General features: G+C 69.1%; 21 protein-coding genes. 12 read left to right on the plus strand and 9 right to left on the minus strand.

Features of this window, described 5'->3' with window-relative positions; genetic code table 11:
• Positions 1 to 66 precede the first annotated feature (66 nt).
• Positions 67 to 792: an ABC transporter permease gene (locus ACTIEF_RS08675; protein ID WP_439471732.1), complete on the minus strand. Its 726-nt coding sequence runs from the start codon at positions 790 to 792 to the stop codon at positions 67 to 69.
• Positions 792 to 1,724 carry an ABC transporter ATP-binding protein gene (locus tag ACTIEF_RS08680; RefSeq protein WP_439471733.1) on the minus strand — a complete coding sequence of 311 codons (933 nt, stop codon included), beginning with the start codon at positions 1,722 to 1,724 and terminating at the stop codon, positions 792 to 794. The genes ACTIEF_RS08675 and ACTIEF_RS08680 overlap by 1 nt, the downstream gene beginning before the upstream one ends.
• 106 nt (positions 1,725 to 1,830) lie before the next feature.
• Here ACTIEF_RS08680 and ACTIEF_RS08685 point away from each other — a divergent pair, with 106 nt between their 5' ends.
• Positions 1,831 to 2,337: a DUF2975 domain-containing protein gene (locus ACTIEF_RS08685; protein WP_439471734.1), complete on the plus strand. Its 507-nt coding sequence runs from the start codon at positions 1,831 to 1,833 to the stop codon at positions 2,335 to 2,337.
• Positions 2,337 to 2,573 carry a helix-turn-helix domain-containing protein gene (locus ACTIEF_RS08690; RefSeq protein WP_439471735.1) on the plus strand — a complete coding sequence of 79 codons (237 nt, stop codon included), beginning with the start codon at positions 2,337 to 2,339 and terminating at the stop codon, positions 2,571 to 2,573. The genes ACTIEF_RS08685 and ACTIEF_RS08690 overlap by 1 nt, the downstream gene beginning before the upstream one ends.
• A 46-nt stretch (positions 2,574 to 2,619) precedes the next feature.
• Here ACTIEF_RS08690 and ACTIEF_RS08695 read toward each other — a convergent pair whose 3' ends face one another.
• The 5 genes from ACTIEF_RS08695 to ACTIEF_RS08715 form a co-directional block, all read right to left on the minus strand.
• A complete protein-coding gene (locus ACTIEF_RS08695) occupies positions 2,620 to 3,582 on the minus strand; it encodes an alpha/beta hydrolase (RefSeq protein ID WP_439471736.1) in 963 nt (320 codons plus the stop codon).
• Between the two features lie 204 nt (positions 3,583 to 3,786).
• Complete coding sequence (locus ACTIEF_RS08700) at positions 3,787 to 4,977, minus strand: thiolase family protein (RefSeq protein ID WP_439471737.1); 1,191 nt, start codon at positions 4,975 to 4,977, stop codon at positions 3,787 to 3,789.
• A gap of 62 nt (positions 4,978 to 5,039) precedes the next feature.
• Complete coding sequence (gene ygfZ, locus ACTIEF_RS08705) at positions 5,040 to 5,846, minus strand: CAF17-like 4Fe-4S cluster assembly/insertion protein YgfZ (RefSeq protein WP_439471738.1); 807 nt, start codon at positions 5,844 to 5,846, stop codon at positions 5,040 to 5,042.
• 341 nt (positions 5,847 to 6,187) lie between these two features.
• The gene (locus ACTIEF_RS08710) at positions 6,188 to 6,739 is read right to left on the minus strand and encodes a hypothetical protein (RefSeq protein ID WP_439471739.1); all 552 of its coding nucleotides are present in this window, start codon (positions 6,737 to 6,739) and stop codon (positions 6,188 to 6,190) included.
• Position 6,740: 1 nt separating this feature from the next.
• The gene (locus ACTIEF_RS08715; RefSeq protein ID WP_439471740.1) at positions 6,741 to 7,184 is read right to left on the minus strand and encodes a hypothetical protein; all 444 of its coding nucleotides are present in this window, start codon (positions 7,182 to 7,184) and stop codon (positions 6,741 to 6,743) included.
• Positions 7,185 to 7,283: 99 nt separating this feature from the next.
• On the opposite strand from ACTIEF_RS08715, the gene ACTIEF_RS08720 reads away from it, so the two are divergent.
• The 3 genes from ACTIEF_RS08720 to ACTIEF_RS08730 all read left to right on the plus strand — a co-directional run bounded on the left by ACTIEF_RS08720 (position 7,284) and on the right by ACTIEF_RS08730 (position 10,704).
• The gene (locus ACTIEF_RS08720) at positions 7,284 to 8,234 is read left to right on the plus strand and encodes a glycosyltransferase family 9 protein (RefSeq protein ID WP_439471741.1); all 951 of its coding nucleotides are present in this window, start codon (positions 7,284 to 7,286) and stop codon (positions 8,232 to 8,234) included.
• 386 nt (positions 8,235 to 8,620) lie between these two features.
• Positions 8,621 to 9,946 (plus strand): dihydroorotase, encoded by a 1,326-nt coding sequence (locus tag ACTIEF_RS08725; protein ID WP_439471742.1) that lies wholly within the window; start codon positions 8,621 to 8,623, stop codon positions 9,944 to 9,946.
• Positions 9,946 to 10,704 carry a 3-oxoacyl-ACP reductase gene (locus ACTIEF_RS08730; RefSeq protein ID WP_439471743.1) on the plus strand — a complete coding sequence of 253 codons (759 nt, stop codon included), beginning with the start codon at positions 9,946 to 9,948 and terminating at the stop codon, positions 10,702 to 10,704. The genes ACTIEF_RS08725 and ACTIEF_RS08730 overlap by 1 nt, the downstream gene beginning before the upstream one ends.
• 71 nt (positions 10,705 to 10,775) lie before the next feature.
• Here ACTIEF_RS08730 and ACTIEF_RS08735 read toward each other — a convergent pair whose 3' ends face one another.
• On the minus strand, positions 10,776 to 12,584 hold the full coding sequence (locus tag ACTIEF_RS08735) for a methyl-accepting chemotaxis protein (protein WP_439471744.1): 1,809 nt from the start codon (positions 12,582 to 12,584) through the stop codon (positions 10,776 to 10,778).
• A gap of 131 nt (positions 12,585 to 12,715) precedes the next feature.
• Positions 12,716 to 13,093 carry an iron-sulfur cluster insertion protein ErpA gene (gene erpA / locus ACTIEF_RS08740; RefSeq protein ID WP_439471745.1) on the minus strand — a complete coding sequence of 126 codons (378 nt, stop codon included), beginning with the start codon at positions 13,091 to 13,093 and terminating at the stop codon, positions 12,716 to 12,718.
• Between the two features lie 65 nt (positions 13,094 to 13,158).
• On the opposite strand from erpA, the gene ACTIEF_RS08745 reads away from it, so the two are divergent.
• The 7 genes from ACTIEF_RS08745 to murB all read left to right on the plus strand — a co-directional run bounded on the left by ACTIEF_RS08745 (position 13,159) and on the right by murB (position 20,226).
• Positions 13,159 to 14,334 carry a deoxyguanosinetriphosphate triphosphohydrolase gene (locus ACTIEF_RS08745; protein WP_439471746.1) on the plus strand — a complete coding sequence of 392 codons (1,176 nt, stop codon included), beginning with the start codon at positions 13,159 to 13,161 and terminating at the stop codon, positions 14,332 to 14,334.
• An 80-nt stretch (positions 14,335 to 14,414) separates the two neighbouring features.
• A complete protein-coding gene (locus ACTIEF_RS08750; protein WP_439471747.1) occupies positions 14,415 to 15,167 on the plus strand; it encodes an SPOR domain-containing protein in 753 nt (250 codons plus the stop codon).
• Positions 15,168 to 15,173: 6 nt separating this feature from the next.
• Positions 15,174 to 16,223 (plus strand): beta-N-acetylhexosaminidase, encoded by a 1,050-nt coding sequence (nagZ, locus tag ACTIEF_RS08755; protein WP_439471748.1) that lies wholly within the window; start codon positions 15,174 to 15,176, stop codon positions 16,221 to 16,223.
• A 4-nt stretch (positions 16,224 to 16,227) separates the two neighbouring features.
• Entirely contained in the window at positions 16,228 to 17,049 is an 822-nt protein-coding gene (locus ACTIEF_RS08760) for a segregation and condensation protein A (protein WP_439471749.1), read from the plus strand.
• Positions 17,046 to 17,708, plus strand: a complete 663-nt coding sequence (gene scpB / locus ACTIEF_RS08765; protein WP_439471750.1) for an SMC-Scp complex subunit ScpB — start codon at positions 17,046 to 17,048, stop codon at positions 17,706 to 17,708. The genes ACTIEF_RS08760 and scpB overlap by 4 nt, the downstream gene beginning before the upstream one ends.
• Positions 17,709 to 17,893: 185 nt before the next feature.
• The gene (gene murC, locus ACTIEF_RS08770) at positions 17,894 to 19,324 is read left to right on the plus strand and encodes a UDP-N-acetylmuramate--L-alanine ligase (protein WP_439471751.1); all 1,431 of its coding nucleotides are present in this window, start codon (positions 17,894 to 17,896) and stop codon (positions 19,322 to 19,324) included.
• The gene (gene murB / locus ACTIEF_RS08775) at positions 19,321 to 20,226 is read left to right on the plus strand and encodes a UDP-N-acetylmuramate dehydrogenase (RefSeq protein ID WP_439471752.1); all 906 of its coding nucleotides are present in this window, start codon (positions 19,321 to 19,323) and stop codon (positions 20,224 to 20,226) included. The genes murC and murB overlap by 4 nt, the downstream gene beginning before the upstream one ends.
• Positions 20,227 to 20,253: the final 27 nt, after the last annotated feature.

Here is a 20,253-nt window from a genome sequence, read left to right on the forward strand (position 1 = left end):
ATGATCATTCTGACCACAGGACAGGCGTCCCTGACCCGCCTCATGCAGGCGGACGCGGCCTCGCGGTCAGCGCACCTCGCGCCGCGCCAGATGAATGGTCATGGCGACCAGCGCCAGCAGACCGACACCGCAGCCCAGCCCCAGCGCGGTGGTCACGCGCCACGGTTCTGAGGCCAGCATGTTCACCGGCATCTGCCAGGGCAGGAAGACGCCCTGCTTGGCCGAGGTCGCCACGACGGCGAAGAAGGTCCCGCCGATCCCGACCACCAGCCCCGGTACGAAGCTGAAATAGCGCAGGGCGGTCCACAGCTGGATGGCTGCCATCAGCAGGGCCGCGCCGAACATCATGGCCAGGACCTTGATCCAGCGGGCCAGCTCCATCGGCCCGGTCGGCTCGATCACCGGCTTGATCATCACCGCCAGCTTCACCGCCACAATGGTCAGGCCCAAGGTCGCGGCGCTCATGATCGCCACCACGGCCAGGACGCAGACCACCTTGGCGGCGTACAGCTTCCAGCGGGGCAGGGGCAGGGCGCGCAGGTGGTCCCAGCTCTTCGGTCCATGCTCCATATGCGCCACCAGCGCGGTCAGGGCCGTCACGCTCATCGGCAGCATGAAGAAAGCCCAGATGCCCGCCGCGCTGCCCAGCCACATCTCCCACGGCTGGGGCTTGTCCCCGCGCAGCAGCATGAAGAAGGCGAAGACGGCGATCAGCGACGGCGCGGCGAGGGCCAGCAGGGCGGCCAGCGAGCGGTTCAGCTTGCGGGCTTCAACGGAAAGAATGGACAGCATCAGGCGGCCTCCAGCCGGGGTTGGGGTTGCGAGACCTCGCGGTAGATGCCTTCCAGCGAGCGGGCGCGCGGCCCGATGGCGAAGACATTCAACCCGGTCTCGATCAGGGCGCGGTTCAGGGCGGCGGCGGCGGCGCGGGCGTCCTCGCCGGGCTTCAGCCGGGCCACCGTCTCGTCCTCCGTCACCTCCAGGGTGAAGCCGCGCGCGCTCGCCAACGCGGCGGCGCGGGTCTGGTCGTCGGTCTGGAACACCACCTCCGGCGCCAGATCGGCCTTCAGCCGGTCCAGTTCGCCCTCCAGCACCAGCTGGCCGTGGCTCAGGATCCCGATGTGGGTCGCCGTCTGCTCAATCTCGCCCAGCAGGTGGCTGGACAGCAGCACCGTCGCTCCGGTCCGCTCGGGCAGGGCGCGCAGGAACCGGCGCATGTCGGCGATGCCGTCCGGGTCCAGCCCGTTGGTCGGCTCATCGAGGACCAGCACGGGCGGCGCGCCCAGCATGGCCCGGGCCAGACCCAGCCGCTGGCGCATGCCCAGCGAATAGTCGCTGACCCGCTTGCCCGCGTTGTCAGCCATCTCGACCACCTCCAGCACCCGGTCGATCTCGGTCTTCGGCAGGCCCAGCAGGGTGCGGGTCAGGTCCAGGTTCTCCCGTCCCGACAGATTGCCGTAGAAGCCGTGCGCCTCCAGCAGGGCCCCGGTGCGCCGCGCGGCGGCCAGCCGGTCGCGCGCCACATCGACCCCGGCCACGCGGGCCGCGCCCGAGGTGGGGGCGATCAGGCCCAGCAGCATCTTCAGCGTCGTCGTCTTCCCCGCGCCGTTGCGGCCCAGGAAGCCGTAGACGGCCTTGTCCGGCACGGTCATCGACACGGCGTCGACGGCCAGATGGTCCTTGAACCGGCGGCTCAGATGATGGGTCTCGATGGCGGCGGCCATGGCGGCGGCGCTCCTTTTTGTTTAACTCTTAGATAAAGTTGCAAAGGGCTCGTCTTTAAGTCAAGATTAAAGACAAGACAGGTTCCGACCCGCTGGAGAGGCCCCCTTGAGCAAGACCGAGACCGACCGCTTCCGGCTGATGTGCCGCCAGTTCAACTGGCTGGCGATCTTCATGGTCTGCTGCGTGGGCCTGCTGCTGGTGCTGATGTATGTGGCCTCGCCCATCGCCTACATGCTGCGGGGGCAGGCCCGTCCGCCCGAGCTCGTGGACCTCTGGCTGGCGCAGGCGATCAAGGACCTGCCGCAGCTCTTCTACCTGTTCGCCGTCTGGTCGATCGGTCGGGCCATGGGGCAACTGGCCAAGGGGCGTCTGATCCAGCCGGTCATGGCCGCCGCCGTGCGCCGCGTCGGTCTGGCCCTCGGCTTCGGCGGTCTGCTCAGCGTCTTCGGCGTCACCAACATCATCCGGCTGGTGAATGGCGGCCACGGCGGCTGGCTCTATTTCGACGTCTCGGGCATGACGCTGGGCATGATCGGCGGCGCCCTGTTCCTGCTGGGCCGAGTCATGGAACAGGCGGACCGGGTTCAGGCCGAACTTGACGAAATGATCTGATGCCGATCCGTGTGACCCTCGACCAGCTGATCGTCAGCAAGGGCCTCAAGGCCCGCGACCTGGCGCAGCAGGTCGGCCTCAGCGAGACCCAGTTGTCCCTGTTCCGCTCCGGCAAGGTGAAGGGCATCCGCTTCCGCACCCTGGCCAAGCTCTGCGCGGCGCTGGAGTGCAAGCCGAGCGACCTGCTCGACTACGACTTCGACGCGGCGGACCTGCTTGGGGATGAGGAGGAGTAGGTCTGACCGTTCTCCCTCCCCACGAGGGGGTAGGGAGAAGGTTCGCTCAAACCCACCCCAACCTCTCCGCCCACCGCATCACCAGCTCCGGCCACACCGCCGCCGGCTTGCCCGCGATCAGCCGCACGCCGAACCCGTGTCCGCCCTCCTGGAACAGGTGCGCCTCGCTCGGCACGCCCGCCGCCTTCAGCGCCGTCAGCAGTTGAAGGCTGTTCTCCACCGGCACGGCCTCGTCATCCATGGCGTGCAGCAGAAAGACCGGCGGACGGCCCGCCCAGTCCATCCGCTCCAGCGAATAGCGCTCCATCGCTTCGGCCGACGGCGTCTCGCCCAGCATCTCCTTGCGTGAGCCCGCATGGACGAAGGGGTCGCTCATCGTCGCCACCGGATAGAGCAGGATCGACAGGTCGGGCCGCATCGACACGGCGTCGACGTCATCGACCGGGGCATAGGTCTGGTCCGTCCGCGTGGTCAGCATTCCGGCCAGATGCCCGCCCGCCGAGGCGCCCAGCACCGCAACGCGCGCCGGGTCCGGCGCCTGGGCCCTCACGATCCGCAAGGCCCGCTGCGCGTCCTGCAAAGGCGCATCCGGTCCCGCCGCCCACCCGTCGCCGGGCAGACGATAGCGCAGCACGAAACATGTGACCCCCGCCGCCGCGAACACCCGCGCGCAGTCCAGCCCCTCCTTGTCCACCACCGCCCATTTGTAGCCCCCGCCCGGGATCAGCAGCAGGCTGGCCCCGTTCGGCCGCTCGGGCCTCAGCACCGTCAGGATCGGATCGGTGGTGTAGCGGGCGAACCGGTCATGGAAGGCCGGATCGGTCGAGCGCTCGGTCACCACCGGCGTCACCGTCACCCGCTCCCCGCCCGGCGCGCCGTGGGGCCACAGGCGGATCGTCTCGGTCGGGTCCGGCGGTGCGAGCTGCGACACCGGTGTCATCGCGAGCGCCGAAACCGGCGTCGCGGCGGCTGCGGCTAGGCCCAGCGCGCCTCTGCGGGTGGTGATCATGAAGGCCTCCGGGAAGGAGGCTAGGGCGAACCAGGCGGTTTCAGCAAGCGCGGCATCCTTCTCCCCTCGAGGGAGAAGGTGGCCCGGAGGGCCGGATGAGGGGGCTTTGTTCGTCGCGCAATTGGAAAGGGGGAGGCCCTCGCCGGCATCCCCCTCATCCCTCTCGCTTTGCGATCCAACCTTCTCTGGAGAGGAGAAGGAAATTTATGCCAGCTCCACCGCCATCGCCACGGCTTCGCCGCCGCCGATGCACAGGCTGGCCACGCCCTTGGTCCCGCCGCGTGTCTTCAGCGCCGCCAGCAGGGTGGCCAGCACCCGGGCGCCGGACGCGCCGATCGGATGGCCCAGCGCGGTCGCGCCGCCGTTCACATTCAGCTTGTCGTGCGAGATGCCCAGCTCGCGCATGGCGATCATCGGCACCACGGCGAAGGCCTCGTTGACCTCCCACAGATCGACGTCCTCGACCGACCAGCCCGCTTTCGCGAGGGCCTTCTGCATGGCGGGCACCGGGGCGGTGGTGAACTTGGCCGGCTCATGGGCGTGGGCGGCCTGGCCGACGATGCGGGCCAGCACCGGCAGGCCCAGAGCCTTGGCCACGCTCTCGCGGGTCACGACCAGGGCGGCGGCGCCGTCCGAGATCGAGGCCGAGGAGGCGGCGGTGATGGTGCCGTCCTTGGCGAAAGCGGGCTTCAGGTTCGGGATCTTGGACGGATCGGCCTTGGCGGGCTGTTCGTCCTCGCTGACCGTCACCGGGCCCTTGCGGGTCTGCACCTCCACCGGAACCACCTCGCCGCCGAAGGCGCCGCCGGTCACCGCCGCATTGGCGCGGCTCAGGCTCTCGATGGCGTAGGCGTCCTGGTCCTCGCGGGTGAACTGGTACTCATTGGCCGTGTCCTGGGCGAAGGAGCCCATCGGCTTGCCGGCCTGATAGGCGTCCTCCAGCCCGTCCATCATCATCGAGTCGACGATGACGTCGTGGCCGATGCGGGCGCCGCCGCGGTGCTTGTTCATCAGATAGGGGGCGCCGGTCATCGACTCCATGCCGCCCGCCACGATGATGTCGGCCGAGCCGGCCTTGATCGCGTCGGCGGCCATCATCACGGCCTGCAGGCCCGAGCCGCACATCTTGTTCACGGTCGTCGCCTCGACGTGCTGGCCGAGGCCGGCCCCCAGAGCCGCCTGACGGGCCGGGGCCTGACCCAGACCGGCGGGCAGGACGCAACCCATATAGATCTGCTCGACCTTCTCCGGCGCCACGCCCGCGCGCTCGACGGCGGCCTTGACCGCGATAGCGCCCAGCTCGGTGGCCTTCACGCCCGACAGGGCGCCCTGGAAGCCGCCCATCGGGGTGCGGGCGAAGGAACAGATGACGACCGGATCGGACATAGAGAGCATCCTTTTTGAAAACCTACGGCGGCTAGATCGTCCCTTTCGTCCTCGGACGCAAGCCCAACCATCTAGTCCCCGGACGGCGCCAGTTCAGGCAGCCAGTCGGGGCGGCGCACCCGTACAGGACGCCCGTCCACGGTCAACTCTCCGTTCAGCCGATCCATCCGCACCAGCGCCATCGCGATCCCGTCGCGCCCGCTCAGCACCTCGCCCGCGCGCAACTCGCCGTTCAGCACTTCCGCCCCGAAGGCCGGGGCCGGACCGTCGAATTCCAGCGGCATCATCCGGTTCTTGATCGTCCCGCGCCGCTTCATGCGCGAGGTCGTCTCCTGACCGATGAAACAGCCCTTCTGGAAGTCGATGCCGTTCAGCAGGTCGAAATTGGCCTCGATCGGATAGGTCTTGTCGGCGGGCGCATCGTTCGTCGGATCGGGCGCCCCGACGGCCAGCCGGTGCGCCTGCCAGTCGTCCTCCGAGGCATTGGTCTCGATCTCGCCGCCATACCGCCGCCCGCCCAGCGCCGGCTCGCGCGGATCAATGGCGAAGCCCTCGACGGCGCCGCCCCAGCCGACGAACACGGCGCGTTCATCGGCCTCCACAGCCACATTGGCCCTGAGCTTGTACATCGACAGCCGCTGGATCAGCGCCTCCCGCCGCTCCGCCGCCACGTCCAGCAGCAGGTCGTCCGCCTCGCCATGGATGAACAGGTCGAAGAGCAGCCGCCCTGGCGGCGACAGCAGCGCCCCGAACCGCAGTTCGCCCTGCGCCAGCGTCTCCACATCCTGCGTCAGCAGATTGTGCAGAAACGGCCGGGCGTCCGGGCCGCTCACCCGGATCAGGGCGCGGGAGGTCAGGCGGGCGATGCGCGTGGTCATGGCGGGTAGATAGGGCGTTCCCTCTCCCATGGGGAGAGGGAGGGGCCCGCCGACGCAGTCGGTGGGAGGGTGTGGGGTGGGAGGTCGGCGGTCCCTGACTATTCGGTGTGGGCGGCTTGTCATCCCGGACGAGCGCAGCGAGATCCGGGACGGGAAGGTAATCCCTCTCAATCCTCCCGGAAATCGCAGCGCGATTATCCGGGAGACGGTCGGCCGCAAGCTGTCTCCCGGCTCGCTGCTGGCGCACCGTCCGGGAGCTCGGAACGAAAGAGACGCCGGCGTCCCGGATCACCGCTGCGCGGCGTCCGGGATGACAAGGCAGGGGAGCGGACGCGGAGAGGCTAAGCTTCCCCCACCGCATACCGCGCCGTGATCCCGTCCCGTTGCCAGTCGTGCTCGTCCAGCCTGTCCAGCGACCGCACCACCCGCCCGACGAAGCCTTCGAAATCCCCTGCCTCGACCGCCGGTCTCAGCCACTCGGTCACCACGGCCCGCGCCGGATAGGTCCCCACCGGTCCCGGCACGCTCAGCGCCACCTCGATCCCCTCGGCCAGCCAGCCGGCGACCACGGCGAAGAAGTCCTCCGACGCCAGAAACTCCGTCCGGCGGATGACGAACAGGGTGATCACCCCCTCGTCGATCCCGTCCGGCCGCACGATCACCCCGCTCCGGTCCGGCCGCCACCCATCATCCAGCTCAATGACCCGCCACAGGCAGAACCACACCCGGCAGGTCTGCGGCCGGATCGCATGCACGCTGCACCCCGCGCCGTTGACGCAATAGCCGCACAGCTCGCCCGTCGGCTTGGCCAGTTCAGGCAGGTCCAGCGGGATCACCCGGCAGCACTCGACGCAGCCGCCGCACTCGCGACCGGGCAGGAGGGGAAGGCTCATCCTACAGGCACGTACCCCAGGTCGGGGCGCCGGGGCGAGCCGTGAGGTCGTCGATATAGATCCGTAGCTGGGTGACCGGCATCTGGGTCATGGCATCGACCAGCCCCTCGTCCGCGTCCGCCTGACAGATTTCCGCCTCGGGGCGCCCGACGTTCGCCTGCTCTCGTTTGAACTGATCGAAATCTTCCTGCGTGATCTCCGAGTTCGCCCGGACATAAGCGTCCAGTCGCTCGACCGACCGCTTCAGCTCGGCCTTCATTTCCGGGCTGACATTCGACGGACACCGTTCAACGACATCCGACGCGAAACTGTACAGCGCCCAGGCGCAGACCACCCCTTCGCCCGGCGGCGCCTCGCGCGCGGTCTGGACCGGCGCGTTCCCGAAGGCGGCCAGGCCGGTCAGGGCGACGATGGACAGGGGGATCAGGCTCAGGCGGCGGCGCATGGCGGCGTTCTCCAGTTTCGTCCACACGAACCTACGCATTCGCAACGTGAAAACCATCATGTCCCGATGACGTGACGAGAATCCGTATACAACCGTCGCATGGCGGGCCGTTTCCCCATTCTCTACATCGCTGAAGCCGGCGCCGAAGACGCCGTAATGTCGTCCGGCGTCCTCGCCTATCTGGTCGAGGCCATGCCGCAGGCCAGCTTCACCATTGTCGGCTCGCCGCAGAGCGCGCCCCTGTTCGCCGACACCCCGCGCCTCGACAGGCTGATCGTGCTGGAGCGCGAGAAGCGGCTCGACTGGCTGGGCCTGTGGAACCAGGTCCGGGCGATCAAATGGGGCCTGGTCGTCGACATGCGCGGCACCACCTTCTCGGGCAAGCTCAGTCGTCAAAAACGCGCCGTGCGCGGCAAGGACGAGGCGGGCTTTCACAAGGTCGAGCTGGCCGCCCGCGTGCTGCAACTGGACGAGGTCCAGCCGCCGCGCCTCTACGTCTCCGACGCCACCCGCGCCTCCGTCGACGCCCTGCTGCCGCATGAAGAGGCGCCCCTGCTGGTGATCGCCCCCGGCGCCGAATGGATGGGCCGCGAGTGGCCGTCCGAACGCTATGCGACCCTCGCCTCGACCCTGACCAACGACGGCCCACTGGCCGGGGGCAGGGTGGTGGTCATCGGGACCGAGGCCGACAAGGACGCGGGCCACACCATCCGTCTGGCCATGCCGCGTCACCGCACCACCGAACTGCCGGGCAAGCTGACGCCGGTGCAGGCGCTGGCGGTGCTGGAGCGGGCGAAGCTCTATCTGGGCGGCGACTCCCTGTGGACCCAGTTGGCCGTCGCCGCGGGCGCGCCCGTCGTGGCCGCCTACGGCCCCTCGGACGACACGGTGCGCGGCCCCTGGGGCGGCGTCGTCGTCCGCGGCCCCCGCTCGGTGGAGGAGTTCCGCAAGATCGACCCCGGCCTCAACCAGGCCATCCTGCACATGAACGAGGTCCCGGCGGACCGCGTGCTCAAGGCGGCGAAGAAGCTGCTGGCCGAGCGGGGGTAGCTTCTCTGCTATCGTCATCCCGACGAAAGTCGGGACCCAGCGGCGCCGCGAAGGCGGCGAAACACTGAAGATCTAAAAGCACCGGCGCTCCCGATAGAGTCGCGCTCACGCGCGCCGCTGGCTCCCGGGTCCGTCGGGATGACGATAGCAAGAAAGGGGGGGCGGGGAAGCGACACGACCAATCCTGACGCATCGGACTGCTACCCTACTGCCTACCGCCTACTGTCTACCGCCCCACCTCCACCGATAGACGACATAGACGGCATAGACGGTCTATTCGCACCGTCTCACCGTCCCGCCCGCCTCACACCAATTACACTGTTCACACCCTCTTTTTTCCGCCCGCCCCCTGCCATCCGTCCCGTTTCCGACTATTCAGACCGGCCATGACCTACGACCTGATCGTTCGCGGCGGCGAAGTCGCCAATCACGCCGGACGCGGCCTCGCCGACGTCGGCATCATCGACGGCAAGATCGCCTTCATCGGCGACCTGTCTCAGGCCTCGGCGGGCGAGGTGTTCGACGCCACGGGCCTCACGGTTCTGCCGGGCGTCATCGACACCCAGGTCCACTTCCGCGAACCGGGGCTGGAGTGGAAGGAAGATCTGGAGACCGGCTCGCGCGCCGCCGCTCTGGGCGGGGTCACCGCCGTGTTCGAGATGCCGAACACCGAGCCCAACACCACCGATCCGGTCACCCTGGAAGACAAGCTGGCCCGCGCCCGCGACCGCATGTGGACCGACCACGCCTTCTACATCGGCGGCACCCACGAGAATGCCCGCTTCCTCGGTGATCTGGAGCGTCTGCCGGGCTGCTGCGGCGTCAAGGTCTTCATGGGCGCCTCGACCGGCACCCTTCTGGTCGCTGACGACGACGGGGTGCGCGAGGTCCTGCGCCATGTGAAGCGCCGCGCCACCTTCCACTCCGAGGACGAATACCGTCTGGTCGAGCGCCGTCCGCTGGCCCGCACCGGCGACTGGACCAGCCATCCGGAGGTCCGCGACCCCGAGAGCGCCATCATGTCCACCCGCCGTCTGGTCGGGCTGGCCAGGGAGACCGGCGCCCGCATCCACGTGTTGCACGTCACCACGGCGGAAGAGATCGAGTTCCTGGCCGGGCACAAGGACGTCGCCACCGTCGAGGTCACCCCCCAGCACCTGACGCTGGACGGGGACGAGGCCTATGACCGCCTCAAGGGGCTGGCCCAGATGAACCCGCCGATCCGCAACAACTACCACATCGCCGGCCTGTGGCGCGGGGTCGAGCAGGGCGTCGCCGACGTGCTGGGCTCGGACCACGCTCCGCATACGCTGGAGGAGAAGGCCCGTCCGTATCCGGCCTCGCCCTCGGGCATGCCGGGCGTCCAGACCCTGGTGCCGGTCATGCTGACCCATGTCGCCAACGGCCGCCTGACGCTGGACCGCTTCATCGACCTGACCAGCCACGGCGCCAACCGCGTCTTCGGCATCGCCGGCAAGGGCCGGATGGCCGAGGGCTATGACGCCGACCTGACCATCGTCGATCTCAAGAAGAAGCACGTGCTGAAGCACGAGGACATGGCCACCCGTTCGGGCTGGACCCCGTTCGACGGCTTCGAGGCCACCGGCAAGGCCATGGCCACCATCGTTCGCGGCCGCGTCGTGATGCGCGACGGCGAGCTGCAGGGCACCGCCCACGGTCGTCCCGTCCGCTTCCAGGAGACCCTCGCCTGATGAAACTCGAAGAGCAGATCGTCCTCGTCACCGGCGGGGCGCGCGGCGTCGGCGCCGCCGTCATCCGCGCCTTCGCCCGTGAAGGCGCCCGCGTCGTCATCAATTTCCGCGCCAGCGAGGACGCCGCCCGCGAACTGGTCGACGAGTTCCCGGAACAGGCCGTCGCCTTCCGCGCCGACGTCACCGACCGCGAGGCGGTGCACGAGATGGTCGCCCTGGCCGAAGACGTCTTCGGCTCGCCGGTGACGACCGTGGTCAACAATGCGCTGGACTACAGCTTCAACGGCGAGGCCCGGTCCAAGCTGAACGACATCGACTGGTCCGAGCTGGAGGACCAGTTCGCCACCGTCGTGCGCGGCGCCCTGAACGTCATCCAGGCCACGGCGCCGGGCATGGCCGCCAACGGCTTCGGCCGGGTGGTCAACATCGGCACCAACCTGTTCCAGAATCCGGTCGTGCCCTACCACGACTACACCGCCGCCAAGGCCGCCCTGCTCAGCCTGACCCGCACGGCCTCGGCCGACCTCGGTCCGCAGGGCATCACGGTCAACATGGTCTCCGGCGGCCTGCTGCGCACCACCGACGCCAGCAAGGCGACCCCGGAAGCCGTCTTCGACCTGATCGCCGGCATGACCCCGCTCCGCTCGGTCACCACCCCGGAAGAGTTCGCCGACGCCGTCCTCTTCTTCGCCTCGCCGTGGAGCCGGGCGGTCACCGGCCAGAACCTCGTCGTCGACGGCGGGCTGGTCAGGGACTGACGAAAGCGGCCCGGAGACTGCGCGAGCAGTCATCCGGGCCACGCGTCGCCTTGGTCCGATTTCAGCGCGACTTACGCCGCCCGCGCCATCACCTGCGAGCCGCCCCCCGCGATCCGAAAGCGCTGGATCAGGTGGGCCAGCTGTTCCGCCTCATGGCTCAGGGCCTGATTGGCGGCGGTGGTCTGTTCGACCATGGCGGCGTTCTGCTGGGTGGTCTGGTCCATCTGGTTGACGGCGGTGTTGACCTCGACCAGTCCGACGGCCTGCTCGTTGGCCGAGGCGGCGATCTCGCCGGCCAGTTCGTTGATCTTCGCCACCTGACCGATCAGGGCGGTCAGGGCGCCGCCGGTCTGGGAGACAAGGCGGGCGCCTTCGCCGACGCTGGCGCTGGAGGCGGCGATCAGCGCCTTGATCTCCTTGGCGGCGTCGGCCGAGCGCTGGGCCAGGGCCCGCACTTCCGAGGCCACAACCGCGAAGCCGCGACCGGCCTCGCCCGCGCGGGCCGCCTCGACCCCGGCGTTCAGGGCCAGCAGATTGGTCTGGAAGGCGATCTCGTCGATAACGCCGATGATCTCGCCGATCCGGCCCGAGGTGCTCTCGATCTGGGTCATGGCGGCGGTGGTGTCGGCGATGATCCGCTCGCGCTCGGCGGCGCCCTTCTGGGCCTCGTCGGTGATGTCGGCGGCGGCGCGGGCGCCCTCGGCGGTCTTCTTCACCGTGACGGTGATCTCGTCCAGGGCGGCGGCGGTCTCCTCCAGCGCGGCGGCCTGACGCTCGGTGCGGCGCGACAGGTCGTCGGTGGCGGTGCTGACCTCGGTGGCGCCCGAACGCATGGCGCCGGTCAGGACGATGATCTCGCCCATGGTCTCGGCCAGGGCGTCCATGGCGGCGTTGTAGTCGTCCTTCAGCTGGCGGCTGCGGGCGGCGAAGGTCAAATTGATGCGGTGGGTCAGGTCGCCCTGCGCCAGCGCCGACAGGCCCTTGCCCAGCGCTTCGACGACCACGGCGTCCTCTTCGGCCAGACGGGCGGTCTCGGCTTCGGAGGCGATGCGGGCCTGACGGGCGGTCTCGCGCATGCCCTCGGCCTCGCCCTCGACCTCGCGCTGGCGGATGGCGGCGTCACGGAAGGCCAGGACGGCGCGGGCGATGTGTCCGATGTCGTCGCCACGGGCGGCCCACGGGGCCTCGAAGCTGGTGTCGCCCTGACGCAGGGACTCCATCCGGTCGCACAGCGCCTGCAGCGGCGAGAACATCCGGCGCGACAGCACCAGACAAACGCCCAGCACCAGCAGGGCCATCACCGTGCCGCCCGCGAACAGGGCGATCATCACGTGATTCACCGAGGCCATGAAGTCGGCCTTGGGCACGCCGACGTACAGGACGCCGATGGTCTGGCCCTGGGCGTTCTTGATCGGGTCGTAGGCGACGAAATAGGGCTTTCCAAGAATGTCGGCCGATCCGCGATAGGACTGGCCCTCGCGCAGCACAGCGTCATGCACCGGTCCAGCCTTCAGCTTGGTGCCGACGGCCCGCGAGCCATCTTCCTTGACCACATTGGTCGTCACCCGGGTGTCGCCCATGAAGACGGTGGCGGTGCCGCCGACGAGGGTCTTGATCCGGTCCACCGGCTCGACGAAGTCGTTCAGCGTCGTGCCGCCGACCCGCAGGGTCTGGCCGTCTGAGCTGAAGTTGGCGCCATAGTCGGCCAGCACGTCCCAGGCGACGCGCATATTGGTTTCCTGACGCTCGGCCGCCCGGGCCTCCGCATCGCGGGTCAGAAGCACGGCGGCGACCGCCATCAGGGTCAGTGTCAGGACGCCGAGCGCGGCGATGACCATCAGGGCCATCTTGGCCGAGAGGGAGAGCGAGCTGATCTTCATGGGACGCACCGTAAAACCCGCGCCGGGGGAGCGGCGCTTACGTCTGGTCAACCACGGCAGGCCTGACTATGGGGTTCACGGGCGTTTACGGTAAATCACGTAACCGCGGTTGCTCGACGCAGGGCGTTGAATCAGATGGAGAAGCTGACGCCACAACCGCAGCTTGAGGCGGCGTTCGGGTTCCTGACCACGAACTGGGCGCCGGCCAGATCATCGACGAAGGCGATCTCCGAGCCCTTGAGGAAGGGCAGGGAGACGGTGTCCACCACCGCCGCCTGACCGTCGGTCTCAATGCGGATATCGTCGGCGTCGCCCGCCTCGATCAGCTCGAACCGATACTGGAAGCCCGAGCAGCCGCCGCCGTCCACGGCCACGCGCAGCAGGACCGGACGCCCCTCGATCTCGCCCAGTTTGGCCAGACGCTTGGCGGCGCTTTCGGACAGGGTCAGGCCATGACCGCCTGTGGGGGCGGAGATGGCGAAGGCGGGGGCGGATTGGACGGTGCTCACAAGGGCCTATATGAGGCGCGCACGGGCGTTCGCAAAGGCCCGTCCTCGCGAATGAGCAGCCGAACTTGATCCCTGACCGCGCGCCCTACGCCGAATACCCCGAGCACAGCCGCGGACGGCTGTCGCCCGAGCCGATCAGCCGCACCCGCAACGCCTTCGCCCGCGACCGCGACCGGATCATCCACGCCACCGCCTTCCGTCGCCTGAAGGAGAAGACCCAGGTCTTCGTCGCGCACGAGGGCGATCACTACCGCACCCGGCTGACGCACAGCCTCGAGGTGGCGCAGATCGCCCGCTCGCTGGCCCATGCCCTGCGGCTGGACACCGATCTGGCCGAGACCATCGCCCTGGCCCACGATCTGGGCCACCCGCCCTTCGGCCACGCGGGCGAGGACGAACTGCAGGCCTGCATGGCGGCCTACGGCGGCTTCGATCACAACGTCCAGACCTTCCGCGTCGTGACCAAGCTGGAGGAGCGCTATCCCCAGTTCGACGGGTTGAACCTCAGCTGGGAGACCGTCGAGGGCGTGATCAAGCACAACGGCCCGGTCAGCCACCGGCTGGACGAGCCGTCGTGGAAGGCCATCGCCGACTATGCGCCGGGCTGGGACCTGAGGCTGGACAGCTTCGCCTCGCTGGAGGCCCAGGCCGCCGCCATCGCCGACGACATCGCCTACAACAATCACGACGTCGATGACGGGGTTCAGGCGGGCCTGTTCACCTTGGACGACCTGATGGACGTGCCCCTGATCGGGCCGGTGCTGCACGGCGTCCGCGCCGACTGGCCCAATATCAACGAGCGGATGGTCCGCATCGAGGCCGTGCGCCGGATGATCGGGGTCATGGTCGAGGACGTGCTGGCCGAGACCGGACGGCGGCTGGAGGCGGACAACATCCGCTCCACCGAGGACGTGCGCACCGCCTCGCGCACCCTGGTCGCCTTCTCGCCGGCCATGCTGGCCGACCTGGGCGTGCTTCGTAAGTTCCTGTTCGAGCGGATGTACCGCCACTACCGCGTCAACCGGACCCGCAGTCAGGCCCGGCGCATCCTGGCCGAGATGTTCCAGCTGTTCATGGCCGAGCCCGAGACCATGCCGCCGGAATGGTCGAGGCCCGCCCGCGACGGCGACGAGGCCAAGCGCGCCCGCGCCGTCTGCGACTACATCGCCGGCATGACCGACCGCTATGCGATCGAAGAGCACAAGAAGCTGTTCAGCCTCGACCTCGCGCTGGATCTGTGATTCGTAAGCCGGGCTGGGACGGGTAAGCTATTGGGCCGACGCGGGCGATTCGCGGTCGGCGACGTTCCTGAGGCGCGGCCATGTCCCACGAAGATCCCTACCGTCCGAACCCCGGTCGCGACCGCGGCGCCTATACGCCCCCGACCGACGACGACCTGCCGTTTGATCGCGGCGGCTATGATCCGCGTCGCGGCGGCGGTCCCGCCGGTGGCGGCGGCAAGGCGCCGCCCCTGACCCTGATCATCTCCGGCGTGGTCCTGCTGCTGCTGATCATCGCCGTGGTCGTCTACTATCAGGCGGGTCCGCGCGCCTCGGGCGACGCCCCGCCCGCCGTGGGGGCTCCGGTTGGCGACCTGAAGACCGCCGCCCCGGTCGAAGCCCAGCCGGTCGATCCGGAAGCGGGCATCGATGTCTATTCCGGCGGCGCGCCCACCAGCGAGACCCCGACCTTCACCCCGCCGCCGGAGGCTGTGCAGCCGCGCCCGGCGCCGCAGCCCGAGCCCGTCGCGCCGGCCGCGACCCGTCCGACTCCGCCCGCCGCCACCACGCCTCCGCCCGCCAAGGCCGAGCCCGCGGCCCCGGCCACGACCGGCGGAACCTCGGGCGTCCAGATCGGCGCCTTCTCGACCCCGGCCATCGCCGAGCGCGAGTACGGCCAGGTCGTCGGCCGCTATCCGTCCCTGACCCGCGGCTCGACCCGCCGGGTGCAGGAAGTCACCTCGTCCAGCGGTTCGACCCTGTACCGCACCACCGTCACCGGCCTGAGCCGCGAACAGGCGACCGCCCTGTGCAGCGCCATCAAGTCGAACGGCGGCGACTGCATCGTTCGCTGACGCCCGGTGACGACGGCGGCGATCTACGGCTGTAGCGGCCATCGGCTGACGGCGGAGGAGAAGGCCTTCTTCTCCGACGTCCGGCCGTGGGGCTTCATCCTGTTCCGCCGCAATGTCGAAAGTCCGGACCAACTGCGCGCCCTGACCGCTGAACTGCGCGACTGCCTTGGCGACGAGGCCGCCCCCATCCTGATCGATCAGGAGGGCGGACGAGTCCAGCGGATGGGGCCGCCGCACTGGCCCAAATATCCGCCGGGCGAGGCCTATCTGAAGGCGACCAATGATCCGCTGGCGGCGCGCGAGCTGGCCCGGCTGGGCGGTCGTCTGCTGGCCCATGATCTGAAGGCGGTCGGGATCACCGTTGACTGCCTGCCGGTGCTCGACGTGCCGGTGCCCGGCGCCCACGACATCATCGGCGACCGCGCCTATGCCCATGATCCCGCCGATGTGGCCCGGCTGGGCCGCGCCGCCGCCGAGGGGCTGCTGGCGGGCGGGGTCCTGCCGGTGATCAAGCACATGCCCGGCCACGGCCGCGCCTTCGCCGACAGCCACAAGGCCCTGCCGGTGGTGCATGCGGATTTCGAGACACTGGACGGCTGGGACTTCGCCCCGTTCAAGGCTCTGTCCGACATGCCCATGGCCATGACGGCCCACGTCGTCTTCACCGCCGTCGATCCTAAGCGCCCGGCGACCACCTCGAAGGAGGCGGTGAAGCTGATGCGCGAGCATCTGGGCTTCGGCGGCCTGATCCTGACCGACGACCTGTCGATGCACGCCCTGTCCGGCTCGTTCCGCGAACGGGCCGAGGCCTCGCTGAAGGCGGGCTGCGACGTGGTCCTGCACTGCAACGGCGATCTGGCCGAAATGGCCTCGGTCGCCGAGGGCGTCGGCAAGCTGAAGGGCAAGGCGGCCCGCCGCGCCGAGGCCGCCCTGGCGCGCATCGTCCATACGCCCGAGCCGCTGGACTATCGCGAGGCCCACGACCGCTTCGCCGCCCTGCTGGCCGGACGGTTCGAGGCGGCGAAGGGGCCGGACGTCGGGGAGGCGCAGGCCTAGTTCCATGACCGACGCCTTCCAGCCCAACCTGGACTTCGCCGCCGCCGACCAGGCGGACGAACGCGACGCCTTCGTGGTCGATCTGGAAGGCTATGAAGGCCCGCTGCACGTGCTGCTGGCGCTGGCGCGGACGCAGAAGGTGGACCTGCTGAAGCTGTCCATCACCCGGCTGGCCGAACAGTATCTGGCCTTCGTGCATGAGGCGCGGCGGCGCAACTTCGCCCTGGCGGCCGACTATCTCGTGATGGCGTCCTGGCTGGCCTATCTGAAGTCCCGCCTCCTGCTCCCCCGCAATGAGAAGGGCAAGGGCGACGAGGTGCCCGCCGAGGAGATGGCGGCGGCCTTGGCCTTCCGCCTGCAGAAGCTGGAGGCCATGCGGCGGGCGGTCGAGGCGATCCAGTCCCGGCCCCAGCTGAAGCGCGACGTCTTCACCCGTGGCGACCCGGAGGCGACGGTGATCATCCCGTCCGACCGCATCGACGCCAGCCTGTACGAGCTGATGGCCGCCTATGTGACTCAGCGGCGGCGCGAGGAGATGCGGCGCTACAATCCCGGCCAGCGGGTCGAGGCCTTCCAGCTGGAGGCCGCCCGCGACTGGCTGCGCGAGGTCCTGCCCCGGCTGGAGCAGTGGACGCCGCTCGACAAGATCGCGCCCGAGAAATACGAGGACGAGGGGCCCTCGCAGGCCAGCTATACAGCCTCGACCCTGTCGGCCAGTCTGGAGCTGGTGAAGGAGGGGGCCATGGACGTGAAACAGGCCGAGGCCTTCGCCGACATCTTCCTCAAGCGCCGCGGCAAGGGCTTGCCGCTGGAACTGACCCCATGAGCATCCAGTTCGCCCCCGATCACATGGAGATCGAGCGCCGCGTCGAGGCGCTGCTGTTCGCCGCCGCCGGTCCGCTGTCGGCGGCCGAGATCGCGCGCCGCCTGCCCGAGGGCGCGGACGTCGGCGGGGCCATCTCGGCCCTGCGCGAGCGGTATCAGAACAGGGGCGTGGAGCTGGAGTGCGTGGCCGACCGCTGGCGTTTCCGCACTGCCGCCGACCTGTCTTTCATGATGACCGAAGAGCGGGAGGAGCCGCGTCGCCTGTCCAAGGCCGCGCTCGAGACCCTGGCCATCATCGCCTACCACCAGCCCTGCACCCGGGCCGAGATCGAGAGCGTGCGCGGCGTCTCCCTGTCCAAGGGAACGCTGGACCTGCTGCTGGAGATGGGGTTCGTGAAGCTGAAGGGGCGTCGTCGCACGCCGGGCCGCCCGGTGACCTACGCCACCGCCGACAAGTTCCTGGAACACTTCAGCCTGGCCAGCCTCTACGACCTGCCGGGCGTTCAGGAGATGAAGGCCGCGGGCCTGCTGGACCTGTCCATCCCCGTCGGCTTCGAGGTCCCGGACCCCACCCGCGCCTCCGACGAGGACGACGTCCCCCTGCTGGCGGGCGAGGAGGACGGGCCGGAGTTCGCACAGGACTTCGTGTCGGAGGATTAGAGCGAGGTCCTCCCCCAGCGGGGGAGGGGGACCATGCGCAGCATGGTGGAGGGGTGTGTCCTCAGGCTCTGTCATTCTGGAGGGTGAGCCTGTCTCCGGCGCCCCTCCACCGCTTCGCGGTCCCCCTCCCCCGCAGGGGGAGGAACTTTGATGCATTCCGCCAAAACCCCTGCTAACCCGCTTCGATGATCGCTCGCCTTCGCCCCGTTCCGTTCGACCTCGGTCCCGTCCACTTCGTCGGCATCGGCGGCATCGGCATGAGCGGCATCGCCGAGATCATGCTCAAGATCGGCTATTCGGTGCAGGGCTCGGACGCCAAGGCCTCGGCCAATACCGAGCGGCTGGAGAAGCTGGGCGCCAAGATCTTCATCGGCCATGACGCCGCCCATGTGGGCGAGGGCGTGTCGGCGGTGGTCTATTCGACCGCGGTAAAGGCGACGAACCCCGAGATGATGGCCGCCCGCGAGCGGCGCATCCCGCTGGTCCGCCGCGCCGAGATGCTGGCCGAGCTAATGCGGCTGCAGTTCTCCATCGCGGTCGGGGGCACCCACGGCAAGACGACGACGACCTCGATGGTCGCGGCCCTGCTGGACGCCGCCGGGCTGGACCCGACGGTGGTCAACGGCGGGATCATCAACGCCTACGGCACCAACGCCAAGGTCGGCGACGGCGACTGGATCGTGGTCGAGGCCGACGAGAGCGACGGCAGCTTCCTGCGCCTGAAGTCCACGGTGGCCATCGTCACCAACATCGATCCCGAGCATCTGGACCACTACGGCGACTTTGACGGCGTCCGGAAGGCGTTCGTGGACTTCGTCGAGAACATCCCCTTCTACGGCTTCGCGGCGGTCTGTCTGGATCACCCCGAAGTGCAGCGTCTCGTCGCCTCCATCGATAACCGCCGTCTGGTCACCTATGGCGTCAATCCGCAGGCCATGGTCCGCGCCGACAACTGCGAAATGGGCCCCGATGGCTGCCGCTTCGATGTGGTGATCCAGCAGCAGGGGCTGGCCGCGCTGGACGAGCCGATCCGCATCGAAGGCCTGCATCTGCCGATGGCCGGTTGGCACAATGTCTCCAACGCCTTGGCCGCCATCGCCGTGGCGCGCGAGCTGGACGTGTCGGATGAGGCCATCAAGGCCGGTCTGGCGGGCTTCGGCGGGGTGAAGCGCCGCTTCACGACCACGGGCGTCGCCGGCGGCGTGCGGGTGATCGACGACTACGGCCACCACCCGGTCGAGATCGCCGCCGTGCTGAAGGCCGCCCGCCAGGTGGCCGAGGGTCGCGTCATCGCCGTGGTTCAGCCGCACCGCTACACCCGCCTGCGCGACCTGATGGAGGAGTTCTCCACCTGTTTCTCGGACGCTGACGCCGTGATTGTGGCCGACGTCTATCCGGCGGGCGAGGCCCCTCTGGAGGGCGTGGACAAGCATGCGCTGGTCGACGGCATCCGCCGCTTCGGCCACCGGCATGTCCAGCCGCTGGAGAACGCCGCCGTCCTGCCGCGCGCGATCAAGGAAGAGGCCAAGCCGGGCGATCTGGTCGTCCTGCTGGGCGCCGGCGACATCACCAGCTGGGCCTACGCCCTGCCGGCGCAGCTGGAGGCGCTGTCTTGAGTTCGTATCCCGAAGTCCGCGGCAAGCTGCTGCTGAACGAGCCGCTGGGGCCGTACACCTGGTTCCGGGTGGGCGGGGCGGTGGATGCGCTGTTCATCCCGGCGGACGCCGACGATCTGGCCGACTTCCTCAAGGCGCTGGACCCGGCGGTTCCCGTGACCGTGCTCGGCGTCGGCTCGAACGTCATCGTGCGCGACGGCGGGGTTGAGGGCGTGGTGATCCGGCTGGCCGGGCGTCCCTGGGCCCAGATCACGACCGAGGGCGACACCATCACGGCCGGCGCGGGCGCGCTGGACTCGATGGTCGCCAAGGCCAGCGCCAAGGCGGGCATCGGCGGGCTGGAGTTCTATGCGGGCATTCCGGGCACCATTGGCGGCGCCCTGACCATGAACGCGGGCTGCTACGGCGCGGAGACGAAGGACGTGCTGGTCTCGGCCTGGGGCCTGACCCGGTCGGGCGAGCGGGTGGACTATGTGCTGGCCGACTTCGGCTACACCTATCGCCACTCGGTCGTACCGGAGAACGATATCATCTGGGTCGAGGCCGTCTATCGCGGGACGCCCGCCGATCCGGAAACGGTCACGGCGAAGATCAACGAGATCACCAGCCGTCGCGAGACCACCCAACCGATCCGCGAGAAGACCGGCGGCTCGACCTTCAAGAACCCCGAAGGCCATTCCTCGTGGAAGCTGGTCGATGAGGCGGGCTGGCGCGGCAAGCTGCACGTCGTCAACGGCGGCGGGGCCATGTTCAGCGAACTGCACTCCAACTTCATGATCAACCCCGGCGAGGCGACCGCCGCCGACATCGAGGGGCTGGGCGAGGCCGTCCGCGCCGACGTGAAGGCCAAGACCGGCGTGCAACTGGACTGGGAAATCAAACGGATCGGCCGCAAGGGCTGACGCCGTTAACAGGGGCTACATGATCCC

The organism is Brevundimonas sp., assembly GCF_051858995.1.
Taxonomy (GTDB): domain Bacteria; phylum Pseudomonadota; class Alphaproteobacteria; order Caulobacterales; family Caulobacteraceae; genus Brevundimonas.

What these genes read in the sequence shown, in the direction of transcription:
- ACTIEF_RS08675 (WP_439471732.1), bottom strand. Translation starts at nt 792, where the DNA reads ATGCTGTCCATTCTTTCCGTTGAAGCCCGCAAGCTGAACCGCTCGCTG.
- ACTIEF_RS08680 (WP_439471733.1), bottom strand. Translation starts at nt 1,724, where the DNA reads ATGGCCGCCGCCATCGAGACCCATCATCTGAGCCGCCGGTTCAAGGAC.
- ACTIEF_RS08690 (WP_439471735.1), top strand. Translation starts at nt 2,337, where the DNA reads ATGCCGATCCGTGTGACCCTCGACCAGCTGATCGTCAGCAAGGGCCTC.
- ACTIEF_RS08695 (WP_439471736.1), bottom strand. Translation starts at nt 3,582, where the DNA reads ATGATCACCACCCGCAGAGGCGCGCTGGGCCTAGCCGCAGCCGCCGCG.
- ACTIEF_RS08700 (WP_439471737.1), bottom strand. Translation starts at nt 4,977, where the DNA reads ATGCTCTCTATGTCCGATCCGGTCGTCATCTGTTCCTTCGCCCGCACC.
- ygfZ (WP_439471738.1), bottom strand. Translation starts at nt 5,846, where the DNA reads ATGACCACGCGCATCGCCCGCCTGACCTCCCGCGCCCTGATCCGGGTG.
- ACTIEF_RS08710 (WP_439471739.1), bottom strand. Translation starts at nt 6,739, where the DNA reads ATGAGCCTTCCCCTCCTGCCCGGTCGCGAGTGCGGCGGCTGCGTCGAG.
- ACTIEF_RS08715 (WP_439471740.1), bottom strand. Translation starts at nt 7,184, where the DNA reads ATGCGCCGCCGCCTGAGCCTGATCCCCCTGTCCATCGTCGCCCTGACC.
- ACTIEF_RS08720 (WP_439471741.1), top strand. Translation starts at nt 7,284, where the DNA reads ATGGCGGGCCGTTTCCCCATTCTCTACATCGCTGAAGCCGGCGCCGAA.
- ACTIEF_RS08725 (WP_439471742.1), top strand. Translation starts at nt 8,621, where the DNA reads ATGACCTACGACCTGATCGTTCGCGGCGGCGAAGTCGCCAATCACGCC.
- ACTIEF_RS08730 (WP_439471743.1), top strand. Translation starts at nt 9,946, where the DNA reads ATGAAACTCGAAGAGCAGATCGTCCTCGTCACCGGCGGGGCGCGCGGC.
- ACTIEF_RS08735 (WP_439471744.1), bottom strand. Translation starts at nt 12,584, where the DNA reads ATGAAGATCAGCTCGCTCTCCCTCTCGGCCAAGATGGCCCTGATGGTC.
- ACTIEF_RS08750 (WP_439471747.1), top strand. Translation starts at nt 14,415, where the DNA reads ATGTCCCACGAAGATCCCTACCGTCCGAACCCCGGTCGCGACCGCGGC.
- ACTIEF_RS08760 (WP_439471749.1), top strand. Translation starts at nt 16,228, where the DNA reads ATGACCGACGCCTTCCAGCCCAACCTGGACTTCGCCGCCGCCGACCAG.
- scpB (WP_439471750.1), top strand. Translation starts at nt 17,046, where the DNA reads ATGAGCATCCAGTTCGCCCCCGATCACATGGAGATCGAGCGCCGCGTC.
- murC (WP_439471751.1), top strand. Translation starts at nt 17,894, where the DNA reads ATGATCGCTCGCCTTCGCCCCGTTCCGTTCGACCTCGGTCCCGTCCAC.